Annotated in this window: 26 protein-coding genes; 12 read left to right on the plus strand and 14 right to left on the minus strand. The window is 72.6% G+C overall.

Features of this window, described 5'->3' with window-relative positions; genetic code table 11:
* Window positions 1-16: 16 nt before the first annotated feature.
* The 6 genes from HMPREF2833_RS03735 to hemE form a co-directional block, all read right to left on the minus strand.
* Window positions 17-922, minus strand: a complete 906-nt coding sequence (locus HMPREF2833_RS03735; RefSeq protein ID WP_070636740.1) for a uroporphyrinogen-III synthase — start codon at window positions 920-922, stop codon at window positions 17-19.
* On the minus strand, window positions 919-1,863 hold the full coding sequence (hemC, locus tag HMPREF2833_RS03740) for a hydroxymethylbilane synthase (RefSeq protein WP_070636741.1): 945 nt from the start codon (window positions 1,861-1,863) through the stop codon (window positions 919-921). The genes HMPREF2833_RS03735 and hemC overlap by 4 nt, the downstream gene beginning before the upstream one ends.
* Window positions 1,860-3,065 carry a ferrochelatase gene (locus HMPREF2833_RS03745; protein WP_047978030.1) on the minus strand — a complete coding sequence of 402 codons (1,206 nt, stop codon included), beginning with the start codon at window positions 3,063-3,065 and terminating at the stop codon, window positions 1,860-1,862. The genes hemC and HMPREF2833_RS03745 overlap by 4 nt, the downstream gene beginning before the upstream one ends.
* Window position 3,066: 1 nt before the next feature.
* Window positions 3,067-3,783, minus strand: coding sequence for a hydrogen peroxide-dependent heme synthase (gene hemQ, locus HMPREF2833_RS03750; protein ID WP_019309454.1), 717 nt, complete (start codon window positions 3,781-3,783; stop codon window positions 3,067-3,069).
* A gap of 108 nt (window positions 3,784-3,891) precedes the next feature.
* Entirely contained in the window at window positions 3,892-5,376 is a 1,485-nt protein-coding gene (gene hemG, locus HMPREF2833_RS03755; protein WP_059280677.1) for a protoporphyrinogen oxidase, read from the minus strand.
* Window positions 5,373-6,563, minus strand: coding sequence for a uroporphyrinogen decarboxylase (hemE, locus tag HMPREF2833_RS03760; protein WP_059280676.1), 1,191 nt, complete (start codon window positions 6,561-6,563; stop codon window positions 5,373-5,375). Before hemE ends, hemG begins: the two co-directional genes overlap by 4 nt.
* 134 nt (window positions 6,564-6,697) lie before the next feature.
* On the opposite strand from hemE, the gene HMPREF2833_RS03765 reads away from it, so the two are divergent.
* The 5 genes from HMPREF2833_RS03765 (at window position 6,698) to HMPREF2833_RS03785 (ending at window position 11,942) form a co-directional block, all read left to right on the plus strand.
* Window positions 6,698-8,014 (plus strand): glutamyl-tRNA reductase, encoded by a 1,317-nt coding sequence (locus HMPREF2833_RS03765; RefSeq protein ID WP_070636742.1) that lies wholly within the window; start codon window positions 6,698-6,700, stop codon window positions 8,012-8,014.
* A gap of 37 nt (window positions 8,015-8,051) precedes the next feature.
* On the plus strand, window positions 8,052-8,732 hold the full coding sequence (locus tag HMPREF2833_RS03770) for a TetR/AcrR family transcriptional regulator (RefSeq protein WP_070637526.1): 681 nt from the start codon (window positions 8,052-8,054) through the stop codon (window positions 8,730-8,732).
* Window positions 8,733-8,824: 92 nt separating this feature from the next.
* Window positions 8,825-9,058 (plus strand): DUF3107 domain-containing protein, encoded by a 234-nt coding sequence (locus tag HMPREF2833_RS03775; RefSeq protein ID WP_019309459.1) that lies wholly within the window; start codon window positions 8,825-8,827, stop codon window positions 9,056-9,058.
* A 341-nt stretch (window positions 9,059-9,399) separates the two neighbouring features.
* On the plus strand, window positions 9,400-11,067 hold the full coding sequence (locus HMPREF2833_RS03780) for a DEAD/DEAH box helicase (RefSeq protein WP_070636743.1): 1,668 nt from the start codon (window positions 9,400-9,402) through the stop codon (window positions 11,065-11,067).
* A gap of 5 nt (window positions 11,068-11,072) precedes the next feature.
* Entirely contained in the window at window positions 11,073-11,942 is an 870-nt protein-coding gene (locus HMPREF2833_RS03785) for a DNA-methyltransferase (RefSeq protein WP_047978038.1), read from the plus strand.
* Window positions 11,943-11,951: 9 nt separating this feature from the next.
* Here HMPREF2833_RS03785 and HMPREF2833_RS03790 read toward each other — a convergent pair whose 3' ends face one another.
* Window positions 11,952-12,803, minus strand: coding sequence for a PHP domain-containing protein (locus HMPREF2833_RS03790; protein WP_029603143.1), 852 nt, complete (start codon window positions 12,801-12,803; stop codon window positions 11,952-11,954).
* A gap of 116 nt (window positions 12,804-12,919) precedes the next feature.
* Between HMPREF2833_RS03790 and HMPREF2833_RS03795 the strand changes: the two genes are divergently transcribed.
* On the plus strand, window positions 12,920-14,527 hold the full coding sequence (locus HMPREF2833_RS03795; protein ID WP_047978064.1) for an aminopeptidase P family protein: 1,608 nt from the start codon (window positions 12,920-12,922) through the stop codon (window positions 14,525-14,527).
* A gap of 65 nt (window positions 14,528-14,592) precedes the next feature.
* On the opposite strand, the gene HMPREF2833_RS03800 is transcribed toward HMPREF2833_RS03795, so the two are convergent.
* Entirely contained in the window at window positions 14,593-15,528 is a 936-nt protein-coding gene (locus tag HMPREF2833_RS03800) for a YflT domain-containing protein (RefSeq protein WP_224764830.1), read from the minus strand.
* A gap of 158 nt (window positions 15,529-15,686) precedes the next feature.
* Here HMPREF2833_RS03800 and HMPREF2833_RS03805 point away from each other — a divergent pair, with 158 nt between their 5' ends.
* From HMPREF2833_RS03805 to HMPREF2833_RS03815, 3 genes are read left to right on the plus strand one after another with little or no spacing between them, the layout of a single operon-like run.
* Complete coding sequence (locus HMPREF2833_RS03805) at window positions 15,687-16,985, plus strand: magnesium transporter MgtE N-terminal domain-containing protein (protein ID WP_019309465.1); 1,299 nt, start codon at window positions 15,687-15,689, stop codon at window positions 16,983-16,985.
* The gene (locus HMPREF2833_RS03810; protein WP_070636744.1) at window positions 16,978-17,598 is read left to right on the plus strand and encodes a DUF1003 domain-containing protein; all 621 of its coding nucleotides are present in this window, start codon (window positions 16,978-16,980) and stop codon (window positions 17,596-17,598) included. The genes HMPREF2833_RS03805 and HMPREF2833_RS03810 overlap by 8 nt, the downstream gene beginning before the upstream one ends.
* Window positions 17,599-17,609: 11 nt before the next feature.
* The gene (locus tag HMPREF2833_RS03815) at window positions 17,610-18,794 is read left to right on the plus strand and encodes an Mrp/NBP35 family ATP-binding protein (protein WP_070637528.1); all 1,185 of its coding nucleotides are present in this window, start codon (window positions 17,610-17,612) and stop codon (window positions 18,792-18,794) included.
* A gap of 115 nt (window positions 18,795-18,909) precedes the next feature.
* Here the strand turns inward: HMPREF2833_RS03815 and HMPREF2833_RS03820 are convergent, their stop codons facing one another.
* Together HMPREF2833_RS03820 and HMPREF2833_RS03825 are read right to left on the minus strand one after the other, a co-directional pair.
* Window positions 18,910-19,278, minus strand: a complete 369-nt coding sequence (locus HMPREF2833_RS03820; protein ID WP_070636745.1) for a twin-arginine translocase TatA/TatE family subunit — start codon at window positions 19,276-19,278, stop codon at window positions 18,910-18,912.
* 41 nt (window positions 19,279-19,319) lie between these two features.
* Window positions 19,320-19,994, minus strand: coding sequence for a hypothetical protein (locus HMPREF2833_RS03825; protein ID WP_237573743.1), 675 nt, complete (start codon window positions 19,992-19,994; stop codon window positions 19,320-19,322).
* A 258-nt stretch (window positions 19,995-20,252) separates the two neighbouring features.
* Between HMPREF2833_RS03825 and HMPREF2833_RS03830 the strand changes: the two genes are divergently transcribed.
* From HMPREF2833_RS03830 to crcB, 3 genes are read left to right on the plus strand one after another with little or no spacing between them, the layout of a single operon-like run.
* Entirely contained in the window at window positions 20,253-20,885 is a 633-nt protein-coding gene (locus HMPREF2833_RS03830) for an O-methyltransferase (protein WP_019309470.1), read from the plus strand.
* Window positions 20,882-21,325, plus strand: coding sequence for a fluoride efflux transporter FluC (locus HMPREF2833_RS03835; RefSeq protein WP_070636746.1), 444 nt, complete (start codon window positions 20,882-20,884; stop codon window positions 21,323-21,325). Before HMPREF2833_RS03830 ends, HMPREF2833_RS03835 begins: the two co-directional genes overlap by 4 nt.
* Window positions 21,322-21,693, plus strand: a complete 372-nt coding sequence (gene crcB, locus HMPREF2833_RS03840; protein WP_070636747.1) for a fluoride efflux transporter CrcB — start codon at window positions 21,322-21,324, stop codon at window positions 21,691-21,693. Before HMPREF2833_RS03835 ends, crcB begins: the two co-directional genes overlap by 4 nt.
* 95 nt (window positions 21,694-21,788) lie before the next feature.
* Here the strand turns inward: crcB and HMPREF2833_RS03845 are convergent, their stop codons facing one another.
* The 4 genes from HMPREF2833_RS03845 to dapE all read right to left on the minus strand — a co-directional run bounded on the left by HMPREF2833_RS03845 (window position 21,789) and on the right by dapE (window position 25,416).
* Complete coding sequence (locus HMPREF2833_RS03845; RefSeq protein ID WP_012397900.1) at window positions 21,789-21,956, minus strand: DUF3117 domain-containing protein; 168 nt, start codon at window positions 21,954-21,956, stop codon at window positions 21,789-21,791.
* 83 nt (window positions 21,957-22,039) lie between these two features.
* Entirely contained in the window at window positions 22,040-23,398 is a 1,359-nt protein-coding gene (locus HMPREF2833_RS03850) for a hypothetical protein (protein WP_070636748.1), read from the minus strand.
* On the minus strand, window positions 23,395-24,288 hold the full coding sequence (locus tag HMPREF2833_RS03855) for an LOG family protein (RefSeq protein WP_070636749.1): 894 nt from the start codon (window positions 24,286-24,288) through the stop codon (window positions 23,395-23,397). The genes HMPREF2833_RS03850 and HMPREF2833_RS03855 overlap by 4 nt, the downstream gene beginning before the upstream one ends.
* Before the next feature lie 21 nt (window positions 24,289-24,309).
* Window positions 24,310-25,416, minus strand: coding sequence for a succinyl-diaminopimelate desuccinylase (gene dapE / locus HMPREF2833_RS03860; protein WP_070637530.1), 1,107 nt, complete (start codon window positions 25,414-25,416; stop codon window positions 24,310-24,312).
* Between the last annotated feature and the right edge of the window lie 46 nt (window positions 25,417-25,462).

Genomic DNA, 25,462 nt, shown 5'->3' on the forward strand with positions numbered 1-25,462 from the left:
CTGCAGATCTCCTGGTTCATTGAATCGTTGTGTCATGAGAGGTCGTCCTGGGACCACCTCGGCGGTCCGCGAGGGCGTGGTCCACCGCGTCGGCGAGCGCCTCCGGGGTGGGCTGCGCGGCGGTCACGGGGGTCAGGCCGCGTTCACGCAGTGCGCGGGCGGTGGGCTCACCGATCGCGATCCACGCGGTGCCCGCCGACGGACGGTTGCCGTCCAGCAGCTCCGCCGCCCGCGACGGCGCCGTGACCACCACGGCCGCCAGCTCACCCGAGGCGCACGCTGCCCGGGCGGCCGTGCGATCGAGCTCCGGGGCGTCGTCCGGCTCGGACGCGATCCTGCTCAGCGGCCGCGGGGCGGGGGCGGGCACCATGTCGTAGGCGCGAGTCCGCCAGACACGGTACCCCTTGGCCCGCAGGCCCTCCTCGAGAGTGGTGGAGGCCAGCGCGGACACGGGCAGCAGGGCCCGTGGTGCACCGGACGCGGCGGGGGACTGCCTGCCCTCGTGCCCCGGCTCCTCGATGCGCTCCGGCCACTCCTCGAGCATGCCGACGGCGCTGGAGGTCTCGGCGGGCACGAAATCCACGCCCACACCGTGCTCGGCGAGGGCCCGCGCGGTCGCGGCACCCACGGCGGCGATCCGCAGCGGGGCGGGCCGGGCGGCGTCGAGATGCGCGCTCCAGTCCGGGGAGTCCGCGACCGCCGCGAGGGCGTGGACCGCGGTGGCCGAGGTCACGCACAGCCACGTGGGAACAGCGGGTCGAGCCGCCTCGCGCAGCATCTCGCGCAGGGGCTCGGTGTCGAGGGGCAGGGAGGCCTCCAGCAACCGGGCGGTGCACGGCTCGTACCTGCGCTCCCGCAGCAGCGCGGCCAGAGGGCGCGCGGCGGCGGGATCGCGGGTCACGAGCACGCGACGGGCCGTCACAGGCTCAGCCGTGCCAACCGGTCGGCGCCCTGGGAGAGCAGGTCGTCCGCAATCCGGCGCCCGAAGGCCTCGGCCTCCTCGACGGACAGCGCGGGCACGGACTCGCTGCGGCGCATCACCTCGGACCCGTCCGGGTTGGCCACGACCACGTCGAGCTCCAGGACGTCCCCGGCCACGCGGGCGAACGTGCCCACGGGCGCGGCGCAGCCGGCCTCGAGCTGGGCGAGCACGGCCCGCTCTGCGGTGACCGCGAGCCGGGTGGGCAGGTGGTCGACGGCCTCGAGACCCCGCATGAGCGGCCCGGCGGGGTCCAGCTGGGCACTGACCTCGAGTGCGAGCGCGCCCTGACCGGGGGCGGGCAGCATCATGTGGGGGTCCAGGTACTCCGTGATGCTGCCCTCGAGGCCCAGCCGCTTGAGACCGGAGGCCGCGAGCACCACGGCGTCCAGGTCCCCCGGATCACCGGGAGCCACCCGGTTCAGGCGGGTGCCCACGTTGCCGCGGATGTCCACGATGCGCAGGTCCGGGCGCAGGGCCCGCAGCTGGGCCACGCGCCGGGGTGAGCCCGTGCCCACGGCCGCACCCTCGGGCAGCTCGGCGAGCGTCAAGCCGTCCCGGGCGCACAGGGCGTCCCGCGGGTCCTCACGCTCGGGCAGGGCCACGATCCGCAGACCCTCCACGGGGGCCGTGGGGAGGTCCTTGAGCGAGTGCACCGCGAGGTCCACCCGCCCGTCGAGCACCTGCGCCCGCAGCGCGGTGGCGAACACACCGGTACCGCCCATCTGGGACAGCGGCCCCGTGAGGACGTCCCCCTCGGTGCGCACCGTGACGAGCTCGTGGTCGATGCCCCCCGCACGGGAGACGGCCTCGGCCGCCCACCGGCTCTGGGTCATGGCCAGCTGCGAGCCACGGGTGCCCACCCTGAACACGGGTCCACTCACCGGTGGATCACCTCGCCGTTCTCGTCGAGGCCCACGGGGATGGGCTCGCCGACGGGCCGCTGGGCGATCGTGGGGCGGGGTTCGCTCTGGCCGCGCAGCACCTTCACGCAGCAGTCCGGGGCGCACGTGTCGAACCACGTGCCCTGGGCGCACGCGGAGACCCGCGGGGGCGCGGTGGGCGTGCCCAGCCGCTGCTCCACGAGGTCCGCGAGCGCGGCCACGAACTCGGGATCAGTGCCGGCGGTGGGGATGCGCTCGAACTCCAGACCGGCCTCGGCCGCGGCGTCACGGGCCTCGGTGTCGAGGTCCCAGAGCACCTCCATGTGGTCCGAGACGAAGCCCAGGGGCACCACGGCCACGCCGGTGACGCCCTTGCCGGGCAGCTCCTCGATGACGTCGCAGATGTCCGGTTCGAGCCACGGGACCTGCGGGGGCCCGGAGCGGGACTGGTACACGAGCTCCCACTCCACCCCGTTCATGGGCTCGCCCACCTGCTCCACGATCCAGCGCGCGGCCGCAAGGTGCTGCGCCACGTAGGCGGAGTTCCCCTCGAAGCTCATCCGCTGGGAGCCGGCCGCGTTGGCGTCCGTCATGGGCACGGAGTGGGTGGTGAACAGCACGCGCACGGGTCCGTCAGTACGCTCGCGCAGGGCGAGCAGCGAGTCCCGCAGCTTGGTGGCGTACGGGCGCAGGAAGCCCTCGGAGTCGTAGTACTGCCGGATCTTTTCCACGTGCAGCTCGTCCTGCAGCCCCGTCTCCTCCAGGCCCACGCCGTAGTCCTCCCGGTACTGGCGGCAGCTGGAGTACCCGGAGTACGCGCTCGTGGCGAGCACCAGCAGGTCCCGGTACCCGCGCTCGTGACTCTCGCGCAGCACGTCCGCCACGTACGGGTCCCAGTTGCGGTTGGCGAGCAGCACCGGCAGCTCCACACCACGACGCCGTAGCTCGGCCTCGAGCGCATCGCGCAGCGCCCGGTTCTGGGCGTTGATGGGGCTCACGCCGCCGTTCGCACGGTAGTGGGTGGCCACCTCCTCGAGCCGCTCGTCCGGGATGCCGCGGCCGCGCGTGACGTTGCGCAGGAACGGGATCACGTCCTCCTGACCCTCCGGCCCACCGAAGGAGGAGAGGATCAGGGCGTCGAAGCTGTGCGGCGCGTTGGCGCGCTCGGCACTCAGGGCATTGGTCTCTCGGGTGTCAGTCATCTCAGTCGAGCACCTCGGCAATCTCGTGGGTGGTGATCCGGCGCCCCGTGTAGAACGGGGTCTCCTCGCGCACGTGCAGGCGTGCCTCGGTGTTGCGGAAGTGGCGCATGATGTCCACCAGGTCCACGAGCTCCGGGGCCTCCAGGGCCAGCAGCCACTCGAAGTCGTTGAGCCCGAAGCACGCGATGGTGTTGGCGAGCACCTGCGGGTACTCGCGGGCCTTCATGCCGTGGTTCTTGAGCATCTCCCCGCGGCGCTGAGGGTTCATGTAGTACCACTCGTAGGAGCGGACGAACGGGTAGACGCACACCCACTTCTGGGCCTCGGCACCGCGCGCGAACGCGGGCGAGTGGTTGGACGTGAACTCCGCCTCGCGGTGCACGCCCATGGCGTTCCATGCCTGCCGGGTCCCGGCCAGCAGGGGCTGGCGGCGCAGCTCACGGATCGCGGCCTGCAGCACCTCCGGCTCCTTGCCGGTGAGCCACACCATGAGGTCCGCCCCGTCGCGCATCCCGGAGACGTCGTACACGCCGCGTACGGTCACGTCCCGTTGCTCGAGGTCCGCCACGAGGGCGTCGAACGCCTCCCGGTTGGCCGGTGAATCGGCGTCCTGCGGCCGCTGCCCCGTGCGCTCCAGCACCGTGTAGCCGGCCCAGTACAGGGTCTCGCCGCCCTCTCCCGCGGCGCCCTGTGCGTCTGTTGCTCCGTGCTCAGTCATCGTGCACTTCCTCTCGCCGTCTTCTCTTCTCGTTCGCTGCACCCGCGCGGGTCCCGGTCACCGGCCACGGCGTCCACGACGCCGCCCGTGCCGCTCCCGTGGGCGACGTCACGTGGCGACGTCGTACCCGTGGCGGGCGAGCAGGTTCCTGACCTGTTGCCGCGTGTCCGTGACCACCGCTGCGAGCCCCGTCCCCGACAGCCACGCGCCGACCGCCACCGCGTCCGGGACGTCCTTCAGTGCGCGGCGGAAGCCCGCGGCCCGGGCGCTGTGCCCTGCGTCGGTGCGGGGCAGGGCCGCGTGCCAGCGGACCACGTCCGCGCCCACCAGCTGGGCGGGCTCGATGGGCACGCCCAGCAGCGTGCTCGCGTCCTCCAGGGCCAGCGAGATCAAGTGCCGGTCCTCGAGGGCGACCTCCGGCGAGGCGCCGGTGCCCTTGGGGGTCGTGCGCCCGTAGGAGAGCCGCACCACGTGGCGGTGCTCCCCCGCTTCCCGTGCCACCCACGCCCACTTGGCACTCGAGTGGGTGAGGGCCTTGGCACGGACCTCGCGGACGTCGTCGCTCACGAGCACGCCCGTGCCGCGCGGCGCGTCGTCCAGAGCGGGGCAGTCCAGCACGAGGGTCGCGAGCGCGATCCGCGGACCGGAGCGCGGTGTGAAGTTCTGTGCGTCCGTGACGTGCGAGCCCATGAGCCGCACGGACGTGGGGCCGTCCGCGGCCAGCACGAGCAGCTCGCCGCGGGCCACCGCGGTCTTGTCACCGTCCGTGGGCTGTCGCTGGATGACCATCCACCCCGGTCGGCGGGGATCACGGTCCAGGGCGATCACGTCGTAGCGGGCCACCAGCTTGACGCCCAGCCGCTCGGCGTCGTCCACGAGCCGCTCGCTCAGCAGGTTCATCCCCCCGTCGATCCCGGCGACGTTCGCCCCCGCTGGGCTCGCCTCCCGTAGCGCGCCCGCGGCGGCACCCAGGCTGCCGAGCTCGCGCATGCGTGAGCGCAGGCCCGGGGCCACGGCGTCCACGTCCAGCTGGTCGGGGTGGGTGGAGTAGACGCCGGAGACGAACGGTGCCACCAGCCGATCCACCACGCGCTGGCCCATGCGGGCCCGCACGAGGGCACCCACGGTGCGTTCACCCGCACCCATGCGGGAGGGAAGCACCTTGTCCATCCGCGCGCGTGACACGCCGGAGCGCCCGAGCGCCGCGCGCAGCTCCGGCGCGGTGGGATCGGCCGGGATTCCGAGCACCCCGGAACGCGGTGCCGGCACCGCACCCTCGGGCAGGTGCAGCCAGGACCCCGCGGGATTGGGGGTGACCATCCGCTCCGAGAGACCGAGCTCCGACATCAGCTCGGGCACGGCCGTGGAGCGGGTCGCGAAGGACTCCGCACCGGAGTCCAGCACGAGCCCCGCGACCTCGTGGGCGCCCACGGCGCCTCCGAAGTGGTCCGAGGCCTCCACGAGCGTGACGCGCAGCCCGGCGGCGGCCAGGTCCCGCGCCGCCGTGAGGCCAGCCACTCCCCCGCCCACCACCAGCGCGGTGCGGGGACGCCGGGGGGAGGACGGCCGTGTGTCTCGGGGGGAGGGTGTCACCGGGTCTCCTCGTGGATGAAAGTCACCAGGTCGCTGAGCACGTCCGGGTCCGTGTCCGGCGGGACACCGTGGCCCAGGTTGACCACGTGGCCGGGAGCGCTCTCGCCCCGGCGCAGGACGTCACGGGCGTGCTCGTGCAGCACGTCCCGCGGCGCGCAGAGCAGAGCGGGATCGATGTTGCCCTGCACCACGGTACGCCCGCCGAGGCGGTGCGAGGCCACGTCGAGAGGAATGCGGTAGTCCACGCCCACGGCGTCCGCGCCGGCGTCCCGCATGGCGGCGAGCAGCTCCCCCGTGCCCGTCCCGAAGTGGATGCGGGGCACCCCGAGGTCCGCCACCGCCCCGAGCGCGTCCGCGGAGTGGCGCTGCACGTGGGCCTCGTAGTCCCCCAGCGAGAGCGAGCCCGCCCAGGAGTCGAAGAGCTGCACGGCGGACGCCCCCGCCTCGACCTGCGCCCGGAGGAAGGCGCCGGAGGTGCGGGCGGCCCACTGGGCGAGTGCGTCCCAGGACGCCGGGTCCGCGTGCATCATGGTGCGCGGACGCAGGTGGTCGCGGGAGGGACCGCCTTCCACCGCGTAGGCGGCAATGGTGAACGGTGCCCCGGCGAAGCCGATGAGCGGCGTGTCCCCCAGCTCCGCGACCGTGCGCTGCACGGCCTCACGGATGGGGTCCAGGGCGGCGTCGGGAAGCTCGGGCAGAGCGGCGACGTCCGCGGCCGATCGCACGGGGTGCTCCAGCACCGGACCGCGTCCTGCCACGATGTCCACTCCGACTCCCGCGAGCTTCATGGGCACCACGATGTCGGAGAAGAAGATGGCGGCGTCCACGCCGTGGCGGCGCACCGGCTGCAGCGTGATCTCCGCGGCGAGCGCCGGGGTCAGGCAGGCCTCCAGCATCCCGGTGCCCTCCCGGGCCGCCCGGTACTCGGGCAGGGATCGGCCGGCCTGGCGCATGAACCACACGGGGCGGTGCTCGGCGGGCAGCCCGCGCAGGGTGCGCACGAGCGGCGACTCGGCGGTGCCGACGCGCAGGGGGTGGGCCTCGGGCAGAGCGCCGAGGCGGCGCTGCCACGCGGCTGCCTCGGCCTGGGGATCCAGGTCCGGTCGGGCCGCCTCGTGGGCCGTGGCGGCAGACCCTGCCGGACGGGGCTCGGAGGACTCGGGGATGCGCGCGTTCTGGGAAGCCATGATGGTCCCATCATGCCAAAGGACTCCGACGCGTTTTGGTGACGATCCGTCCGCACGGGTGGGACCTGAACCGTGCCGCGCGCTGGTGGCTATGCTGGGCGGAGCAGAACGACTTCGTCTAGGATGGCGGGATTGTGGTTCTTTTCTGTCTTGTCGCATCGCACCGCACCGTTGACCTCAACACTGTGGCCAGGTTGAGCACCGGGGCCCTCGGCGTGGCCGAGGACGCCGTGTCCCGCGGTGCGCTGGCGGGAGCCATCACCCTCTCCACGTGCAACCGGCTCGAGCTCTACGGTGAGCTGTCCGAGCACGACCCGCGCAACGTGGCCCGCGCCCAGCAGGAGCTTGCGGAGAGGATCGCGGAACGTGCCGGCCTGGACGAGCGCTTCGTGCTCGAGACCATGGACGCGTACCAGGGGCCCGAGGTTCCCCGTCACCTGTTCACCGTGGTCTCCGGGCTGGAGTCCGCCGTGGTGGGCGAGCGCGAGATCACGGGCCAGGTCCGCCGGGCCCTCACCCAGGCCCGCCAGTCGGGCACCGCCTCGGGTCACCTCGTGCAGCTGTTCGAGGCCGCGGCCCGCACCGCCCGCGAGGTGGGCGCCCGCACGGGGCTCGGCGAACGCGGACGCTCCATCGTGTCGGTGGCGCTGGACCTCGCCGACGACATCACCCCGGGCGACTGGCCCGGACGCCACGCCCTCGTGTTCGGCACCGGGGCGTACGCGGGTGCCACCATGGCCGCCCTGCGGGACCGCGGGTGCGCGGACATCGAGGTCTACTCCGGCTCCGGACGCGCCGAGCAGTTCACGGACCAGCGCGGAGGCTCCCCCGTGACGGACGCGGGCCTTCCTGCGGCCCTGCGCCGGGCGGACGTGATCATCGGGTGCTCCGGCGGCTCCGCTCCCATGCCCGCGGCCGCCTTCCCGGACGGGCCGCGCACCGTGGTGGACCTCGCGCTGGCCCGAGACTTCGACCCCGCCGTGGCGGACCTGCCGGGCGTGGAGCTGATCACCCTCGAGTCCGTGCGCGTCGCCGCTCCCGAGGAAACCAGTGAGTCCGTGAGCGCCGCGTGCGAGATCGTGGAGCGCGCCGCCCGCGGGTTCGAGACGGCCCAGAACGCGCGCAGCATGGACCAGGCGATCGTGGCCCTGCGCAAGCACACCATGGCGGTGCTGGACTCCGAGCTGGACAAGGTCCGCGCCCACCACGGCTGCACCGGCGCCGAAGAGCAGATCGAGATGGCCATGCGCCGCATGGTCCGTTCGTTGCTGCACACCCCCACGGTCCGGGCCCGCCAGCTCGCGGCGGAGGGCCGCGCGGACGAGTACATCACCGGCCTGGAGGCGCTCTACGGCCTGGAGGTCGCCGTTCCGGAGGCCTCCGACGCCGCGCAGGAGCCTCCCGCCGAACAGTCCCCCTCGGACGCCCCGCGCCCGCGCGCGGTCGGCTGAGACCATGTCCGACCGCTCGTCCTCGGAGGAGGGCCACATGACAGCTTCCGACGCCGCCGGCGCACCCGCGCGCCCCGCTCACGTCCGCGCCCGGCGCATGAGTCGGGACCAGCGCCGCGAGCAGCTTCTGGACACGGCACTGCGGGTGTTCTCCGACGGCGGCTACCACGCCACGTCCATGGACGAGATCGCGGCCGCGGCCGGTGTGTCCAAACCCGTGCTGTACCAGCACTTCCCGGGGAAGCGGGAGCTGTTCCTCGCCCTCGTGGAGCACACGCTCGCGGATCTCTCGCAGCGCATCGGCGACTCCCTGGCCACCGCGGACTCCAACCGCGCGCAGGTGCGCAACGAGATCGACACGCACTTCGAGTTCGTGCACTCGTGCCCCCAGGCCCACCGCCTGGTGTTCAGCGCGGACCTGATGTCCTTCCCCGAGGTCGCCGCGCAGCTGGACGAGTTCTACCAGGAGGTCGCCCAGACCGTGGCGGCGTTCCTCGGTCCGCGGACCGGCGCACCCCCGGCCCAGGCCATGCTGCTGTCCCGGGGCCTGGTGCACCTGGTGGAGACCTCCGCGGTCTTCTGGACCCGGCACCCCGAGGCCGGTTCTCGCGAGGAGGTCCAGGACCGGCTGTTCCGTTTAGCCTGGGGCGGAATCAAGTCCCTCAACGAGGAGCACGCGGAAGCGGCTCCTAGACTGAGCGGCGACGACCAGGACTGACCCGCCGCACGCGGACACCCCGCGCGACCGGTCCGCCGCACAGCGTTCGACCCGCGAGCACCGCGGGGAGACCACCCCCGCAGGAGGTACCCATGGAAATCAAGATCGGCATCCAGAACGTGGCCCGTGAGCTCGTGGTCCACGCCGAGATGACCGCCGACGAGGTGCAGGCCAAGGTCGCCGAGGCACTGAGCTCCGGCGCTCCCCTCGTGCTGCAGGACTCCAAGGGCGGTACGGCCGTGGTCCCGGCCGCGAGCATCGGCTACGTGGAGACCGGCCAGGAGACCAAGCGCAAGGTGGGCTTCACTCCCCTGCCGCTGGGCTGAGTCCCTCTGGGCAGGACCGCCACCGGCACTCCCGCCCACCCGCACCGACGCCCCCGGAGCACACGCCCGGGGGCGTCGGTGCGTTTGCGGGTACACTGGGGGTGTTTCAGCAGGATGACCGGTCGTCCCAGGACACCGTCACGTTCAGTCTTCACCCGCTCCGGCACCGCGCCCGGATGGTCGTGCACCGTTCCGATGAGCGCTCGGGTGGGCACGTTCCACGATCGGCTTCCTCACACCCGCGCGGTGGCCCCCGGCCCGCGTCGAGAGCGCCCCACCGAGGCGGTCCCGGCACGGGCGCCGGTGACGGTGCCCCGCGCCGACACCCGTGAAGGACCGTTTTGACAGACATCACCGCAACACCCGAGCAGGATGCCCCGGAGCTCGACGAGTCCGGCGCGCAGGCCATCGAGACCGCCGAGCCGGTGGAGGAGTCCTCGTTCGCGGACTTCGGGGTCCGCCAGGACATCGTGGACGCGCTGGCCGCCCACGGCATCACCTCCCCGTTCCCCATCCAGGCCATGACCCTGCCCATCGCCCTGTCCGGGCAGGACATCATCGGCCAGGCCAAGACCGGCACCGGCAAGACCCTGGGCTTCGGCATCCCCGCGCTGCAGCGCGCGGTGGGCCGGGACGACGAGGGCTGGGCGCAGCTCAAGAAGCCGGGCGCCCCGCAGGCCCTGATCGTGGTCCCCACCCGCGAGCTCGCGGTGCAGGTGGGCAGCGACCTCTCGATCGCCGCCAGGACCCGCAACGCACGCGTGGCCACCATCTACGGCGGACGCCCGTACGAGTCCCAGCTCGCCGAGCTCGAGAAGGGCGTGGAGGTCGTGGTGGGCACCCCCGGGCGCCTGATCGACCTCAACCGCCAGCACTTCCTGGACCTGAGCCACGTGCGCATGGTCGTGCTGGACGAGGCGGACGAGATGCTGGACCTGGGCTTCCTCCCGGACGTGGAGAAGCTGCTCTCCACGGTTCCGGCCGTGCGCCAGACCATGCTGTTCTCCGCCACCATGCCCGGCCCCGTGGTCGCGATGGCCCGGCGCTACATGACCCGGCCCATGCACATCCGCGCGGCCGCTCCGGACGAGGGCACCACCAAGAAGGACATCCGCCAGGTCATCTACCGCGCCCACCACCTGGACAAGGACGAGGTGGTCGCGCGCATCCTGCAGGCCGAGGGCCGCGGACGCAGCATCATCTTCACGCGCACCAAGCGCGCCGCCGCCAAGCTCGCGGACGAGCTAATCCACCGCGGCTTCGCGGCCGCTCCCCTGCACGGCGACCTCGGCCAGGGCGCGCGCGAGCAGGCGCTGCGCGCGTTCCGCAACTCCAAGGTGGACGTGCTCGTGGCCACGGACGTCGCGGCCCGCGGCATCGACGTGGAGGACGTCACCCACGTGATCAACTTCCAGTGCCCCGAGGACGAGAAGACCTACCTGCACCGCACCGGGCGCACCGGCCGCGCGGGCAACAAGGGCACCGCCATCACGTTCGTGGACTGGGACGACGTCCCGCGCTGGCGCCTGATCGACAAGGCCCTGGAGCTCGGCATCCCCGAGCCCGTGGAGACCTACTCCTCCTCCGACCACCTGTACTCGGACCTCAACATCCCGCGCACCGCCAAGGGCAAGCTGCCCAGGGCCCAGCGCACGCTCGAGGGCCTGGACGCCGAGGAGATGGAGGACCTCGGGGACGCCCGTCCCCGCCGCGACGACAAGCGATCCTCGGGCGGGTCCCGCAACAACTCCGGCGGACGACGCCGCTCGGGGGCCTCGGGCTCCGACGGCCGCCGTTCCGGTGGTTCCGGCTCCCGCGAGCGCTCGGGGCAGTCCTCCGAGAGCCGGGAGAACGGCCGCGAGAAGACCGCGCACGCCCCGCGTGAGAAGTCCGTGGAGACCTCGGGTGAGGGCGGCGCCAAGCGGCGCAGGCGGCGTCGTCGTCCCTCGGGGCAGAACAAGGGCGGCAGCGGGCAGAACGGCCAGCAGTCCCCCGCCGCGGGAGAGTAGGGGCGGTGGGCGCGCGGGAGCCCTTCGTGTTCGACCCGGAGGGCACCAGCGCCATCGTGCACGGTGAGAACCTCACCGTCCTGGAGTCCCTGCCGGACGAGGCGTTCTCCCTGGTGTACCTGGACCCGCCGTTCAACACGGGCAGGGACCAGGTGCGCCGCACCACCCGCTCGGTTCCCGTGGCCCACGGCGAGGGGGACCGGGTGGGGTTCGCCGGGCGTTCCTACGAGACGATCATGGGCTCGCTGCGCCGCTACGAGGACTCGTTCGCGGACTATCTGGGGTTCCTGGAGCCCCGGCTGGCGCACGCCCGGCGCGTGCTGGCCCGCCACGGCACCCTGTACGTGCACCTGGACTACCGCGAGGTGCACTACGTCAAGGTGCTGCTGGACGCCATGTTCGGCCGCGAGTGCTTCCTCAACGAGATCGTCTGGGCCTACGACTTCGGCGGGCGCACCACCCGGCGCTGGCCCGCCAAGCACGACACCATCCTGGTGTACGTGAAGGACCCCACCGCGTACCACTTCAACTCGCAGGACGTGGACCGGGAACCGTACATGGCCCCGGGGCTGGTGGGACCGGAGAAGGCGGCGCGCGGCAAGCTGCCCACGGACGTGTGGTGGCACACCATCGTCTCCCCCACCGGGCGGGAGAAGACCGGCTACCCCACCCAGAAGCCCGCGGGCGTGCTGCGGCGGATCGTCACCGCGTCCTCGCGGCCCGGGGACTGGGTGCTGGACTTCTTCGCGGGATCGGGCACCACGGGAGCGGTCAGCGCCGAGCTGGGCCGCCGGTTCGTGTGCGTGGACAGCAATCCCGAGGCCGTGGAGGTCATGCGGCTGCGGCTGCCGGACGTGCCCGTGCGCACCGTCTGAGCACCCGGCTCAGGGCCAGCGCACCTCCACGCCGGAGGTGGCCTGCTCGCAGATCCGGGTCAGTGACCGCGCGGACGTGGAGTTCTCCCCCAGCCGGTTGGGCTTGCCCTCCCCGTGGTAGTCGCTAGAGCCGGTCACGATCAGGTCGTGCTCGGCGGCCATGGTCATGAGGATCGCGCGGGACTCGTCCGGGTTGTCCCGGTGGGCCACTTCCAGCCCGCCCAGCCCGGCGTCGATCATGGCTCCAAAGTCCGCGGCACTGGCCACACGGCCCCGCAGCGGTGCCATGGGGTGCGCGCAGACCGGAACCCCGCCTGCCGCGCGCACCAGCTTGATGGCCTCCACGGGGTCCAGGGCGTCGTGGCGCACGTAGTACTTGGAACGCCCCGACAGCAGGTCCGAGAACGCGTCCGAGCGCGTGGGAACCACGCCCAGCGCCACGAGCGCGTCCGCGATGTGCGGGCGGCCCACCGTGGCGCCGGGGCCCACCTGGGCGGTGACGTCCTGCCACGTGATGTCGTAGTCCTCCCCCAGCAGCTCCACCATGCGCCGGGCCCGGGTGAGCCGGTTGCGGCGGCACTCCTCGATCCGGTCCACGAGCGGCTGGTGCGTGGGATCGTGCAGGTAGCTCAGCATGTGCACGGAGATGCCGTCCGAGGTGGTGCAGGTGATCTCCATGCCCGGCACGAACGCCACCCCCAGCCCCACCGCGGTGTCCCCGGCCTCCTGCCACCCGGCCGTGGTGTCGTGGTCGGTGAGCGCGAAGACGCTGAGCCCGGCCGCGTGGGCCGAGCGGGCGACGTCGGCGGGGGTCTCCGTGCCGTCCGAGGCGATCGAGTGGGTGTGCAGGTCGATTCTCACCGCCCCCACGATACCCGCGGGCGTCCGCGCGGTTGACCGGCGTGACACCATGGACGGGACAGATCCCGACCCCACCGAGCGCGAGCGATCGCGCCGCGAAGGAGATGACCGCGCCCATGAGCCAGGGCTCAGAACACACCGCCGTTTCCCACCACGCGAGCGAGGACGCCGCGCAGCCCATGGACGAGCGGGTGGACAACCGCTCCCAGCGCCCGGACAGCGACCAGTTCCGCGAGTTCATGGCCTCGGGCTGGGCCCAGCCGGAGCACACGACGACGCCGCGCGCCGAGGTCGCGGAGTTCGCCGCCGCGCGCCGTGCCCGGCTGTCGCGCCTGTTCCCGGGTGAGCGCCTGGTGATCCCGGCCGGTGCCCCCAAGGTGCGCTCCAACGACACCGACTACCGCTTCCGCCCGCACTCCGCGTTCGCCCACGTCACGGGCATGGGCGTGGACCACGAGCCCGAGGCCGTGCTGGTCATGGAGCCCACCGAGCCGGGCCAGGGGGACGACGGCAGCGACCACGTGGCCACGCTGTACTTCCACCCCATGGCGGGGCGGGACACGGACGAGTTCTACGCGGACGCCAAGAACGGCGAGTTCTGGGTGGGTTCCCGCCCCACGCTCCAGCAGCTGCAGGACGAGTTCGGACTGCCCACGCAGGACCTCTCCGCGCTGGAGACGGCCGTGACCAAGGATGCCGGCAACGCCGCCCTGGGCGGGCTGAGCATCCGCCTGGTGCGGGACGTGGACCTGAACATGGACGCCCTCGTGGACACCTCCCGGATCAACACGGGCGTGGACCTGGAGCAGTCGGACAGCAAGGACGCCACGCTCACCGAGGCGCTCAGCGAGCTGCGCCTGGTCAAGGACGAGTACGAGATCGGTCAGCTGCGCGTGGCGGTGGACGCCACCATCCGCGGCTTCGAGGACATCGTCTCCGTGCTGCCGCGGGCGATCGGCGGCGAGCGCGGTGAGCGCGTGGTCGAGGGTGCGTTCTTCTCCCGCGCCCGCCTGGAGGGCAACGACCTGGGCTACGACACGATCGCCGCGTCCGGCAACAACGCCACCGTGCTGCACTGGATCCGCAACAACGGCTCGGTGAAGCCGGGCGAGCTGATCCTCGTGGACGCGGGCGTGGAGGCGGACTCGCTCTACACCGCGGACCTCACCCGCACCCTGCCCGTGGACGGCACCTACACCGAGGTCCAGCGCCGGATCTACCAGGCCGTGCTCGACGCCGCGGACGCCGCCTTCGAGGTGGCCGTGCCGGGCAACCGTTTCCGGGACGTCCACGCGGCCGCCATGAAGGTCCTGGCCCAGCGCCTGGACGAGTGGGGGCTGCTGCCCGTGTCCGCGGAGGTGTCCCTGTCGGAGTCCGGTCAGCACCACCGCCGCTGGATGCCCCACGGCACGAGCCACCACCTGGGGCTGGACGTGCACGACTGCGCGCAGGCCAAGCGTGAGCTGTACCTGGACGCCGTGATCGAGCCGGGCATGGTGTTCACGATCGAGCCCGGGCTGTACTTCAAGGACGAGGACCTCGCGGTCCCGGAGGAGTACCGCGGGATCGGTGTGCGCATCGAGGACGACGTTCTGATCACCGAGCAGGGCAACGAGAACCTCTCCGCCGCCCTGCCGCGGCGCCCGGAGGACGTGGAGGCCTGGATCCAGGGCATCTGGAACCGGGACGAGAACGTGGGCCCTTCGGCCGGCCCGGCGTCCTGACCCGTCCCCGCGCGTGAGAACGCCCCGCACTGCAGTGCGGGGCGTTTCTCGTGAGCGGCTGACGGCTACCGGCGGTCCTCCGGAGCGGCCGGGCCCGGGGCACCGTGCGTGTCCTGGCTCGCCGCGGAGTCCTGGCCCGCCGCGGAGGTCTGGCCCGTGGGCCCACCGGTCTGCGTCCACGGCGCGGAGCGCTCGTTCTGCTCCGGCTCCACGCGGATGCCGTACTGGGGACGTCCGTCCGGCAGGTCCGGGAACGCCGCCGAGCGGGTGCTCTCCTGCTGCGGGGCCGCCTGCGAGGGATCGGCTCCCTGGGCGCTGCTGCCGCCCTGGGCCGCGGGGTGGGGCCGACCGGCCGCCGGGCCCTGCTGCTGCGGGCCTCCCTGCGGGTGGGCGGCACCCGGGTTCTGGCCGTGGCCCGGACCCCACTGCTGGGCCTGCGGGGCCCCACCCTGGCCACGCGCACCCACGGGTGCACCGCCGTACTGGCCGGGCCCCTGCGGACGGGGGCCCGGGCCACCCTGCATGCCACCGAGCACCTGGCGGGCCTGACCGGCCACCTCCGGTGCCGCGAGCACCTCGTAGCTGCCCGCCACGATCCTGCTGGTGGACGTGAAGTCCCGCTTGCCGCGGGACATGGCGTAGGTGAGGGTGGCGGTGAGCATGAAGAACGCGCCGCCGAGCAGCATGGTGGGCAGGATGGAGGCAGCCGCCTCCGGGCCGCCGAAGAGGGTCAGGATCAGACCGAAGAACGCTCCGAAGAAGAGGCCGTTGAGCGCACCCTGCAGGGCCACCCGGGGGTAGGACAGCCGCCCGGTCACCTGCTCCACGGACTTCAGGTCGCTGCCGATGATGGAGACCATGGCCACGGGGAAGTGCTCGTCGGACATGTAGTCCACGGCCTTCTGGGCCTCGGCGTACGTGCGGTAGCGGCCCACCACTTCGCCGCGTGGCATCTCCGGTGCGATGGACAACTGGGACGGGGCGCGATTCGGGGTGCTCATGCGCCCCATTGTTCCCCACCCACCCGCAAGCTCCCAGGGAGGTTCCTGAATCATCGCAGCGGGTGAACACGGTGGCTGCGGTGACCACCGCCGCGGGCGACGGGGCGTCCGGTCCGCACCGAGTGGGCCCATTGACCCCGGGTCACTAGGCTGGGCGGGTGAGCACAAACCTTTCCAAGATCTTCGTGGCCCGGCTGATCGGCCTGGACGTCTTCGACCCCCTGGGCGACCGCCTGGGGCGGCTGCGCGACGTCGTGGTGCTGCTGCGCCCCGGCAGCCGACCGTCGTTGAAGACCCGTCCCCTCGTGGTGGGGCTCGTGGTGGAGGTCCTCGGAAAGAAGCGCGTGTTCGTGCCCATGACCCGGGTGACGAGCATCGACGCGGACCAGATCATCTCCACGGGGCTCGTGAACCTGCGCCGCTTCGAGCAGCGCGGCGCGGAGACCCTCGCGGTGGGTGAGCTGTTCGACCGCACGGTGGTGCTGCTGGACGGCTCCGGCACGGCGACCATCGAGGACGTGGCCATGGAGAAGTCCAACAACCGCGGGGACTGGGTGATCTCGCAGCTGTTCGTGCGCCGCTCCCAGTCCACCGGCGGACTGATCAGGCGCCGCAACCAGACGCTCATCGTGGACTGGGAGGACACCGACGACCCCTCCAGTGCGGGCCACCAGCCGGCCACCCAGTGGATCGCGCAGCACGAGGAGGACCAGGCGGCAGACCTCGCGGACGAGCTGCGGGACATGCCGGACAAGCGCAAGCTGGAGATCGCCGCCGAACTCCAGGACGAACGGCTCGCGGACGTGCTCGAGGAGCTGCCCGAGGACGACCAGGTGTTCATCCTCACGCACCTGGACAACGAGCGCGCGGTGGCGCTGCTCGAGGAGATGGACCCGGACGACGCCACGGACCTGCTCAACGAGCTGCCCGAGGCGGAGGCCGAGCGGCTGATCACCATGATGGAGCCCGAGGACGCGGAGGACGTCCGGCGGCTGCGCGAGTACGAGGAGGGCACCGCGGGCTCTCTCATGACCCCCGTCCCCATCGTGCTCTCCCCCGAGGCGACCGTGGCGGAGGCACTGGCCCACATCCGGCAGGAGGAGATCATCCCTGCCGCGGCCTCCGCGGTGCTGGTGTGCCGTCCTCCGCTGGAGACCCCCACGGGCAAGTACCTGGGCTTCGTGCACACGCAGCGGCTGCTGCGGTATCCCCCGCCCGAGGCCATCGGCAACCTGATCGACCGCTCCATCGAGCCGGTCTCGGACCAGGCATCCCTGGCGGACGTCGCACGCGAGCTGGCCACGTACGACCTCACCATCCTGCCCGTGGTCAACGACCAGGACCGGCTCGTGGGCGCCGTGACCATCGACGACGTCCTGGACGCCCTGCTGCCCGAGGACTGGCGCACGTACGACGACGGCACCCCGGTGCGGAAGGTGGGCAAGCGCTATGAGTAGCCCCCGGCAGAACCCCTCTTCGCAGTACTCCCCCGGTCCACTGGACCAGCCGCGGGAGAAGCGACAGGGGTACCTCACCAGGTTCCGCCCCAACCCGGACGCCTTCGGGCAGTCCACCGAGGCGATCGCCCGGTGGATGGGCACACCGCAGTTCCTGCTGTGGATGACCGTGTTCGTGGCGCTGTGGCTCGGCTGGAACACCCTGGCCCCGGAGGAGATCCAGTTCGATCCACGGGCCCTGAACTTCACCCTGCTGACGCTGATGCTGTCCCTGCAGGCCTCCTACGCCGCGCCCCTGCTGCTGCTCGCGCAGAACCGGCAGGACGACCGTGACCGCGTGGTCGCCGAGGAGGACCGCAAGCGCGGCCAGCAGAACCTCGCGGACACGGAGTACCTCACCCGGGAGATCGCGTCCCTGCGCATCGCTCTGCGCGAGGTCGCCACGCGCGACTACGTCCGCTCCGAGCTGCGCAGCCTGCTCGAGGAGATCCTCGAGGCACAGGACCGCCGCGACGAGACCTCCGAACCCGGCCCCGAGAGCAGGCGCTCCGACGGTGGCAGGCGGTCGGAGAGTGGCAGGCGGACCGAGGGCGGAAAGGACCAGCGACGGTGAGCGAGAACCGGATGGACCGCACCATCGACCCGCGGCTGCGCGGCGCGCTGGACAGCGTGATCGACCCCGAGCTGCGCCGCCCCGTCACGGAGCTCGGCATGATCCCCGAGGCATCCCTGGAGGACGGCACCGCCCGGGTGTCCGTGCTGCTCACGATTTCCGGCTGCCCGTTGCGCGGAACCATCGAGGCGGATCTGCGCACGGCGCTGGGAGCGCTCCCGGAGGTCTCGGACGTGGTGGTGGACGTGGGGGTCATGACGCCCGCGCAGCGCCAGGAGCTGCAGGAGCGGCTGGGTCACCACCGCAGCAACCCCTTCGCGGATCCGAACTCGCTGACGCGCGTGCACGCGATCACCAGCGGCAAGGGAGGGGTGGGCAAGTCCAGCGTGACCGTGAACCTCGCGGCGGCGCTGGCCGCCATGGGCCGTACCGTGGGCATCGTGGACGCGGACGTGCACGGCTTCTCGGTCCCCGGGCTGCTGGGCATCACGCAGTCCCCCACCCGCGTGGGAGACATGATCCTGCCTCCCGTGGTGGAGGTTCCGGAGGGTGTGGACCACGCCTCCGGTGACGGTGCGGCCGGGGACGGTCACCGCTCCCGCGGGGTGGTCAAGGTGATCTCGATCGGCATGTTCGTGGATCCCGCCCAGCCCGTGGCGTGGCGTGGCCCCATGCTGCACCGCGCGGTGGAGCAGTTCCTCACGGACGTCCACTTCGGGGACCTCGACCACCTGCTCCTGGACCTGCCGCCGGGCACCGGGGACATCGCCATCTCGGTGGGCCAGCTGCTGCCCCGCTCCGGCGTGGTGGTGGTCTCCACCCCGCAGCACGCCGCGGTCAGCGTGGCCCAGCGCTCCGGAACCCTGGCAGAGCAGACGGAGCAGAGGGTCACGGGCGTGGTGGAGAACATGTCCGCCATGGTCATGCCGGACGGCTCCACCCTGGAGGTCTTCGGCGCGGGCGGCGGGGAGACCATCGCGGCCTCCCTCACCGAACGGCTGGGCTACGACGTCCCGCTGCTCGGCAGCGTGCCCCTGGACGTCACGGTGCGCGAGGCCTCGGACCGCGGGGTGCCCGCGGTGTGGGCCCACCCGGAGTCCCCCGCGGCCGCGCAGCTGTGGCGGATCGCCCGGGAGCTGGACCGGCAGGGCCGCGGTCTCGCCGGGAAGTCCCTGGGCATCACGCCCCGGGGCTGAGGCGCGCGGCGGCGCGGGAGCCTGCCGAGCGGCGTCGTCGGGCGGGGCAGGGACGCGGGGTCGGCTGCTGCGCGCCGTGGACGGTGCGTGCTCGCCCCCGTGACGGCGACGCCGCTCAGGTGGCCTCGGTGTCGAAGGGCGCCCGTTCCCCGCGGGCCAGGCGACGCACGGTGGGCGCCGCCACGGAGGTCACCGCGGTCGAGGTGGTCGAGCCGCCGGCCCGCTCCTGGTCGTCCTCCATGAGGGCCTCGCGCACGATCACGCGGGGGTCGTACTGCCGGGGATCCAGCTTGCGCCAGTCCATGTCGGAGAACTCCGGACCGAGGGTCTCCTTCAGGTCCTCCGTGGCGCCCGTGGCGTAGCCCCGGATGGTCTTGACCAGTTCCTTGAACTTCTGTGCGTACTCGGGAACCCGCTCGGGGCCGATGATCACCAGAGCCACGATGAGAATGATGATGGCTTCCCCGCCAGTAATCCCGAACACGGGTCGAGCCTACCAACGTCGGAGGGCACCCGGGCGGGGTGTCACCCGAACATCGCCCGAAGCCCGTCCTGCACGGTGGCCCCGAAGCTGTCGTCGGTCTCGGAGGGCAGGCTGACCCGGCCGCGGTCCTCGGCCACGATCGCGCTCACGGTCTGGGCCATCGTGGCGGGAGGAGTGTCGGAGGTGACGGTGTACACGGCGTCCGGGCGCACCATGACCGCGCGCCAGGGCTCTCCGCGCTCCACCCACAGCCGTGAGCCGGAGACCGCGGACTCGTGCATCCCCTCGGCGCTCACGGGGAGCTGGGAGACGCCGTCCACGGGATTGTCGGGGTTGACCTGGCCGCGCTGCTCCACGATCTCCACGGTGCCGTGGTCGTTGCGCAGCGTGACCGTCACGGTGGGCTGGCCCGCCGAGACCGCCTGACGGACGTCCACCACCCGGTGGCCCTCCGCCGCCAGGACGGGCACGGTCCAGCCCTGGGCGTGCAGGGCGTGGATGTCGGCCTTTGAGGCCGTGTCCATCATCGCCCGTGGCCCCGGGTTCCACGTGGCCTCCGCCTGCGCACCGGCCCGGTGCTCGTACTGCGTCTGCCGCCCCACACTCCACGCGGTGGTCGTCAGCGCGGCCACGCACAGGCACGCCGTGAACGCCGAGACGAGCCCGATGGTGCGTCGGCCCGGTCGCCGCGTCCGCCGCGCGCGGTGCTCAGTCACCCGTGTGGACACCCTGCGTCCTCTCCTCGTCGGTCCGGTTCCGCGGGCGCACCAGGGGGTGCGGTGCCGCTGTCGGCTCCATTCTGGGACAGGAGCCTGACAGCGCTCTGGGCGGCCACAGGGCGTTTCCCCCGGCCCCCTCACGGACCGCGATAGGCTGGGCCCGGAAACGACCGGCACCGCGCCGGACCCGTCAGAACGACGTCCCGGGGGCCACCGGTCCCCGGAGCGCACGGCAGCGAAGGACACCCCGCGTCCATGACCACGGACAAGACCACGAGCTGGGCCTACTGCGAGGCCTACGCCACGGAGGACGAGACGGCTCTGCGTGCCCGCGAGCGCTCCCTGGCCCTGCGGCTGGACCCCGTGACGCCCGCGGCCGCCGCGCTGCTCACGGTGCTGGTCTCCGCGGCCCGCCCGGCCACCGTGGTGGAGGTGGGCACCGGTGCAGGCGTCTCGGGCCTGGCCCTGCTGCGCGGGATGCCCTCGGACTCCGTGCTGACCACGATCGACACCGACATCCGCGCACTGCGGGCGGCGCGGGACACCTTCCGCGAGGCGGGCTTCGAGACCAAGCGCACCCGCACCATCTCCGGCGCGGCAGGTCTCGTGCTGCCCCGGCTCACGGAGAACGCCTACGACATGGTGTTCGTGGACGCGGACATCGAGAACACGGCGGACTACGTGATCGAGGGCGCCCGGCTGCTGCGCCGCGGGGGCATGCTCGTGGTCAACGACGCCCTGCACCAGGACCTCGTCCCCCAGCCCGCGCAGCGCCAGGAGGAGACCGTGATCATGCGGGAGGTCGTGCGCACCCTGCGGGACGAGCCGCGACTGTCCACCGCGCTGCTCCCCACCGGCACGGGGATGCTGCTGGCCGTGCGGCGATGACGCGCTCGGTCGTCACTGACGTGCTGCTCGTCGCCGTGGGTGGTGCCGCTGGCAGTCTTCTGCGCTGGGGTCTGGGGCACGTGCTGCCCTCCGGTTCCGTGTGGCACTGGTCCACGCTGACCGTCAACGTGGTCGGTGCCCTCCTGCTGGGCCTGCTGCTCGAGGCCCTCACCCGCCCGGGGGTCGAGTCCCGCCGTACGCACACGGCACGGTTGCTGCTGGGCACCGGGCTGCTGGGGGGCTTCACCACCTACTCCACCTTCGCCCAGGAGCTGTGGGAGCAGGTGCGCTCTGGGGACACCACCCAGGCCCTCGCCTACGCGGCCGTCACCCTGGTGGCGGGTCTGCTCGCGGCCGCGGGCGGCATGGTGCTCGGAACGCGCCAGGGCACCCGACCGTCGTCGCACGCACGCGGCGTTGCGGAAGGCCCCGAGCAGTGATCGCGGCTTTCGCTGTGGCGGTGGGTGGCGGGCTGGGCGCCGCCCTGAGGTTCGTGGTGGACCGGTTCGTGACCTCGCACCGGCGGGGTTCGCTCCCTCTGGGAACGGTCCTCGTCAACGTGGTGGGTTCCTTCGGCCTGGGAGTGGTGAGCGGGCTGGGAATCCTCCTGGGCCCGGAGTGGACCCTCGCCCTGGGGACCGGCCTGTTCGGCGGCTTCACCACGTTCTCCACGGCCATGGTGGACGCGGTGCGCCTCGCCCGCGAGCACCGCGGCGGAGCCGCCGCGGCGGTGGTGCTGGGCACGCTGCTCTGGAGCCTGCTGGCGGTTGCCGCGGGCATGACGCTCGCAGCGAACTGGGCCTCCTAGCGCTCGGGTCACGGGGCGCGACCTCATCCCGGAACGGCGCGAGAGCCCCTCACCGGAGTGAAGGGCTCTCGCGCTTGTGGTGCGGGGACCGGGAACTACTGGGTCACGCCCGCGAGGCATTCGCGCAGCTCGGCGGCCTCGTCCGCCTTGAGCTCGACCACGAGGCGTCCGCCGCCTTCCAGGGGGACCCGCATGATCAGGCTGCGTCCTTCTTTGGTGACCTCCATGGGTCCGTCACCCGTTCTCGGCTTCATGGCCGCCATTTAAGAGCTCCTCTTCGTGTGTGCTGACCGCACCATCTTACCGAACCACAACCCCCGGCCGTGACCCCGCCCACGCCCCCGGCTCACGGCGGGAAGTCCCCACCGCCGGGCAGCTGCTTCCAGTGCCACAGCCACCCCACCCACACGATCTGCATGACGGCGCCCGTGACCACGAGCAGCGTGCGGTACGCCCTGGACCCGCTCACGTGCACGAGGGCCGCGGCCAGTGGCGCCCACGGCAGCAGCAGCCGGAACGTGGAGGTCTGCGGGTTGAGCACGAGCAGCAGGTAGCACCCGTAGGCGGCGATCCACACGCGCACGAAGAACGGCAGGGCCCGGCGCACGGGAGCCGAGCGCAGCATGAGCACCACCGCGACAACGAGCGCCACGGGAGCGAGCAGCCCCACGACCGGGCCGAGCAGCACGGTGGCCTGGTGGAACCACGGGAGCACGGGAATCACGTCCGAGGCACCGCGCCACGCGGCCTCGGTCTCGGTGTACGCCGTGGGTTCGCCCGTGACGGCCCACGCGATCGCCGGCCACGCGAGGGCCGCAGCGCACGCGGTCAGCGCCACGGCGAGCCACCGGTCGGCGCAGCGGTACCAGGGACGACGCCGCGCGCGCACGTCCGCCACGCTGCGCCACAGCCACCACACGCCGAGGGCGGCCGCGAGGGCCACCCCGGTGGGACGGGTCAGGGCCTGCAGCACGGTGAACACCACGGCCCACACCGGTCGTTCCTGCACCACACACAGGATCGCGCTGAGCAGGAGCAGCATGCTCAGGGCCTCCGCGTACGGGGTCTGCAGCACGGGCGCCACGGGGTTGAACGCGAACACCGCCACCGTCCACAGCGCGGGCACACTCGCTCCCCCGCGGGTTCGCGGGGTGCTCATCACCGGGGCCGTGCACGTGAGGCGGTACAGCACCAGCGCCGCCCCGAACCCCGCCAGCAGGGACACCGTGACCGCAGTGGCCGCCCACCCGGTCCCGGTGACCTCCGCGATCCCGCGCACCAGCAGGGGGTGGACCGGGTAGAACGCCCAGGGGTTCTCGCTCACCGTGCCCAGGGAGTCCCGGGGCAGCTCCGTGGGATACCCCTGCTCGTAGATGGTGCGGTACCAGTCGGAGTCCCACGTGGCCACGAAGTCCAGGTAGCCCAGGGCGCCGTCGCCCCACGGCCCCGGGCCCTGCTGGCCGCCGACCACGCTGAAGACCGCCCACCCCCAGACCCGGGAAAGCCCGTAGACCAGCAGCACCGCGAGCCACCACGGGCTCCGAGCCCACGCACCGCGCAGTGCGGCCCGCCGGGAACCGCGCCGCACGGTGCGCACGTCCTCGGGCGTCACCGTTCCGGCAGCCGGTGCCACCACGGCAGTCGTGTCGCCCGCGCCCGGCGAGCGCTCGGAACCCGAAGGCTCCGTGTGCGGGGTCCGGCTCATGCCTCGGATCCGGGAGCGGTCTCCCCTGGGAGGTCGTGGTCCGGGGTGACGTCGGGGGAACCGGGGCGGGCCGCAGAACGGGGTGCGGCGGCGTCGTCCACCGGGATCCCGGGGTCCTCGGCGTGGACGGACGTGAGGATCTCCAGGACCTCCTCGGCGGTGTCCACCACGCGCAGCAGGTCGAGGTCCGCCTCGCCCACCTTGCCGCCGGCCACGAGCGTGCCCGTGATCCAGTCCAGCAGCGGACCCCAGTACTCGGTGCCCACCAGGACCACGGGGAAGCGGGTGATCTTGCCGGTCTGCACGAGCGTCAGCGCCTCGAACAGCTCGTCCAGGGTGCCGAAGCCACCGGGCAGCGCCACGAACCCCTGGCTGTACTTCATGAACATGGTCTTGCGCGCGAAGAAGTACCGGAAGTTGATGCCCAGGTCCACCCAGTGGTTCAGGTGCTGCTCGTGGGGCAGCTCGATCCCGATGCCCACGGAGTGGGCGCCCACGTCCACGGCACCGCGGTTCGCGGCCTCCATGACACCGGGGCCGCCACCCGTGATCACGGCGTAGCCCGCGGCGCCGATCTGCCGCCCGAGCTCGCGGCCCAGCTCGTACTCGGGGTGTCCGGGGGCGGTGCGCGCGGAGCCGAACACGGTGATCGCGGGGCCGAGGTTCGCGAGCGCGTCGAAGCCCTCCACGAACTCCGCCTGGATGCGCAGCACGCGCCACGGGTCCGTGCGGGTGAAGTCGTCCGGCTCCGCGGGGCGCTGGTCCAGGAAGCGCTGGTCGGAGGTGCGGCGCTGCAGCTGGCCGCGGCGCAGCACCACGGGGCCCTTGTGGCGCTCGGCGGGGCCGGCGGACGGCGTCTGGGGATCGGGGGTCGTCTGCTGGGAAGTCATGGGCTCAGGCTACGTGGCGGATCAGGACAACCACTGGGACAGGGCACGGTGGCACGCGCGCACGGCGTCGTCGACCACGTGCTCGTCGTCCGTGTGGGCCAGCAGGGCGTCCCCGGGACCGAAGTTCACGGCGGGCACCCCGGCCTCGGAGAACCGGGCCACGTCCGTCCAGCCGTACTTGGGCATGGGCTCCTGGCCCACCGCCGCCACGAACTGCGCGGCTGCCGGGCGGTCCAGTCCGGGCCGCGCCGCCGGGGAGAGGTCCTGCCACTCGATCTCGTACCCCTCGAACACCTCACGGACGTGCTGCTGCGCCTGCTCCAGCGTCTTGTCCGGGGCGAAGCGGTAGTTGACCTCCACCCACGCGGTGTCCGGGATGACGTTGCCCGCCACTCCCCCGCCGATCCGGATGGCGTTGAGCCCCTCGCGGTAGTCCAGCCCCTCCACAGTGATGGTCCGCGGCTCGTAGCGCGCCAACCGCTCCAGCAGCTCCGCCTGCTTGTGGATCGCGTTGTCCCCGATCCACGCACGCCCCGAGTGCGAGGCCTTGCCGTGGGTGGTGATCCGCAAGCGCATGGTGCCGTTGCACCCGCCCTCCACCGTGCCGTTGGTGGGTTCCAGCAGCACCGCGAAGTCCGCCTCGAGCAGCTGCGGCGCGTTGCGCATCACGCGCCCTAGACCGCTGGCGTCGCTGGAGACTTCCTCGTGGTCGTAGAACACGTACGTGACGTCCCGGTTCGGCTCCCTCAGCTCGTGGGCCAGCGCGAGCTGCACGGCCACCCCGCCCTTCATGTCCGTGGTGCCGCGGCCGTAGATCACGTCCCGGTCTCCTTCACGACGCCGCACGGACGGTACCGCGCCCAGGGCACCCTCCACGGTGGGCAGGGGCACGGTGTCCAGGTGCCCGGCGAGGATCACCCGCTCGTCCCGTCCCAGCTCGGTGCGCGCCACCACGGTGTCCCCGTCCCGGTGCACCGTGAGGTGCGGCAGCTCGCGCAGGGCCGCCTCCACGGCGTCGGCGAGCGGCCCCTCGTGGTCCGACACGGACTCCACGTCCACGAGCGCGGCCGTGAGGTCCGCGGGGTCCATGCTGAGGTCGAGTACGGGTGTCTGCTGATCGACTGCCATGGCGGCCAGCATAGTCACCGGGGCCCTGGGGCCCACCGCGAACGAC

It is taken from the genome of Kocuria sp. HMSC066H03, assembly GCF_001812045.1.
Lineage (GTDB): Bacteria > Actinomycetota > Actinomycetes > Actinomycetales > Micrococcaceae > Kocuria > Kocuria rhizophila.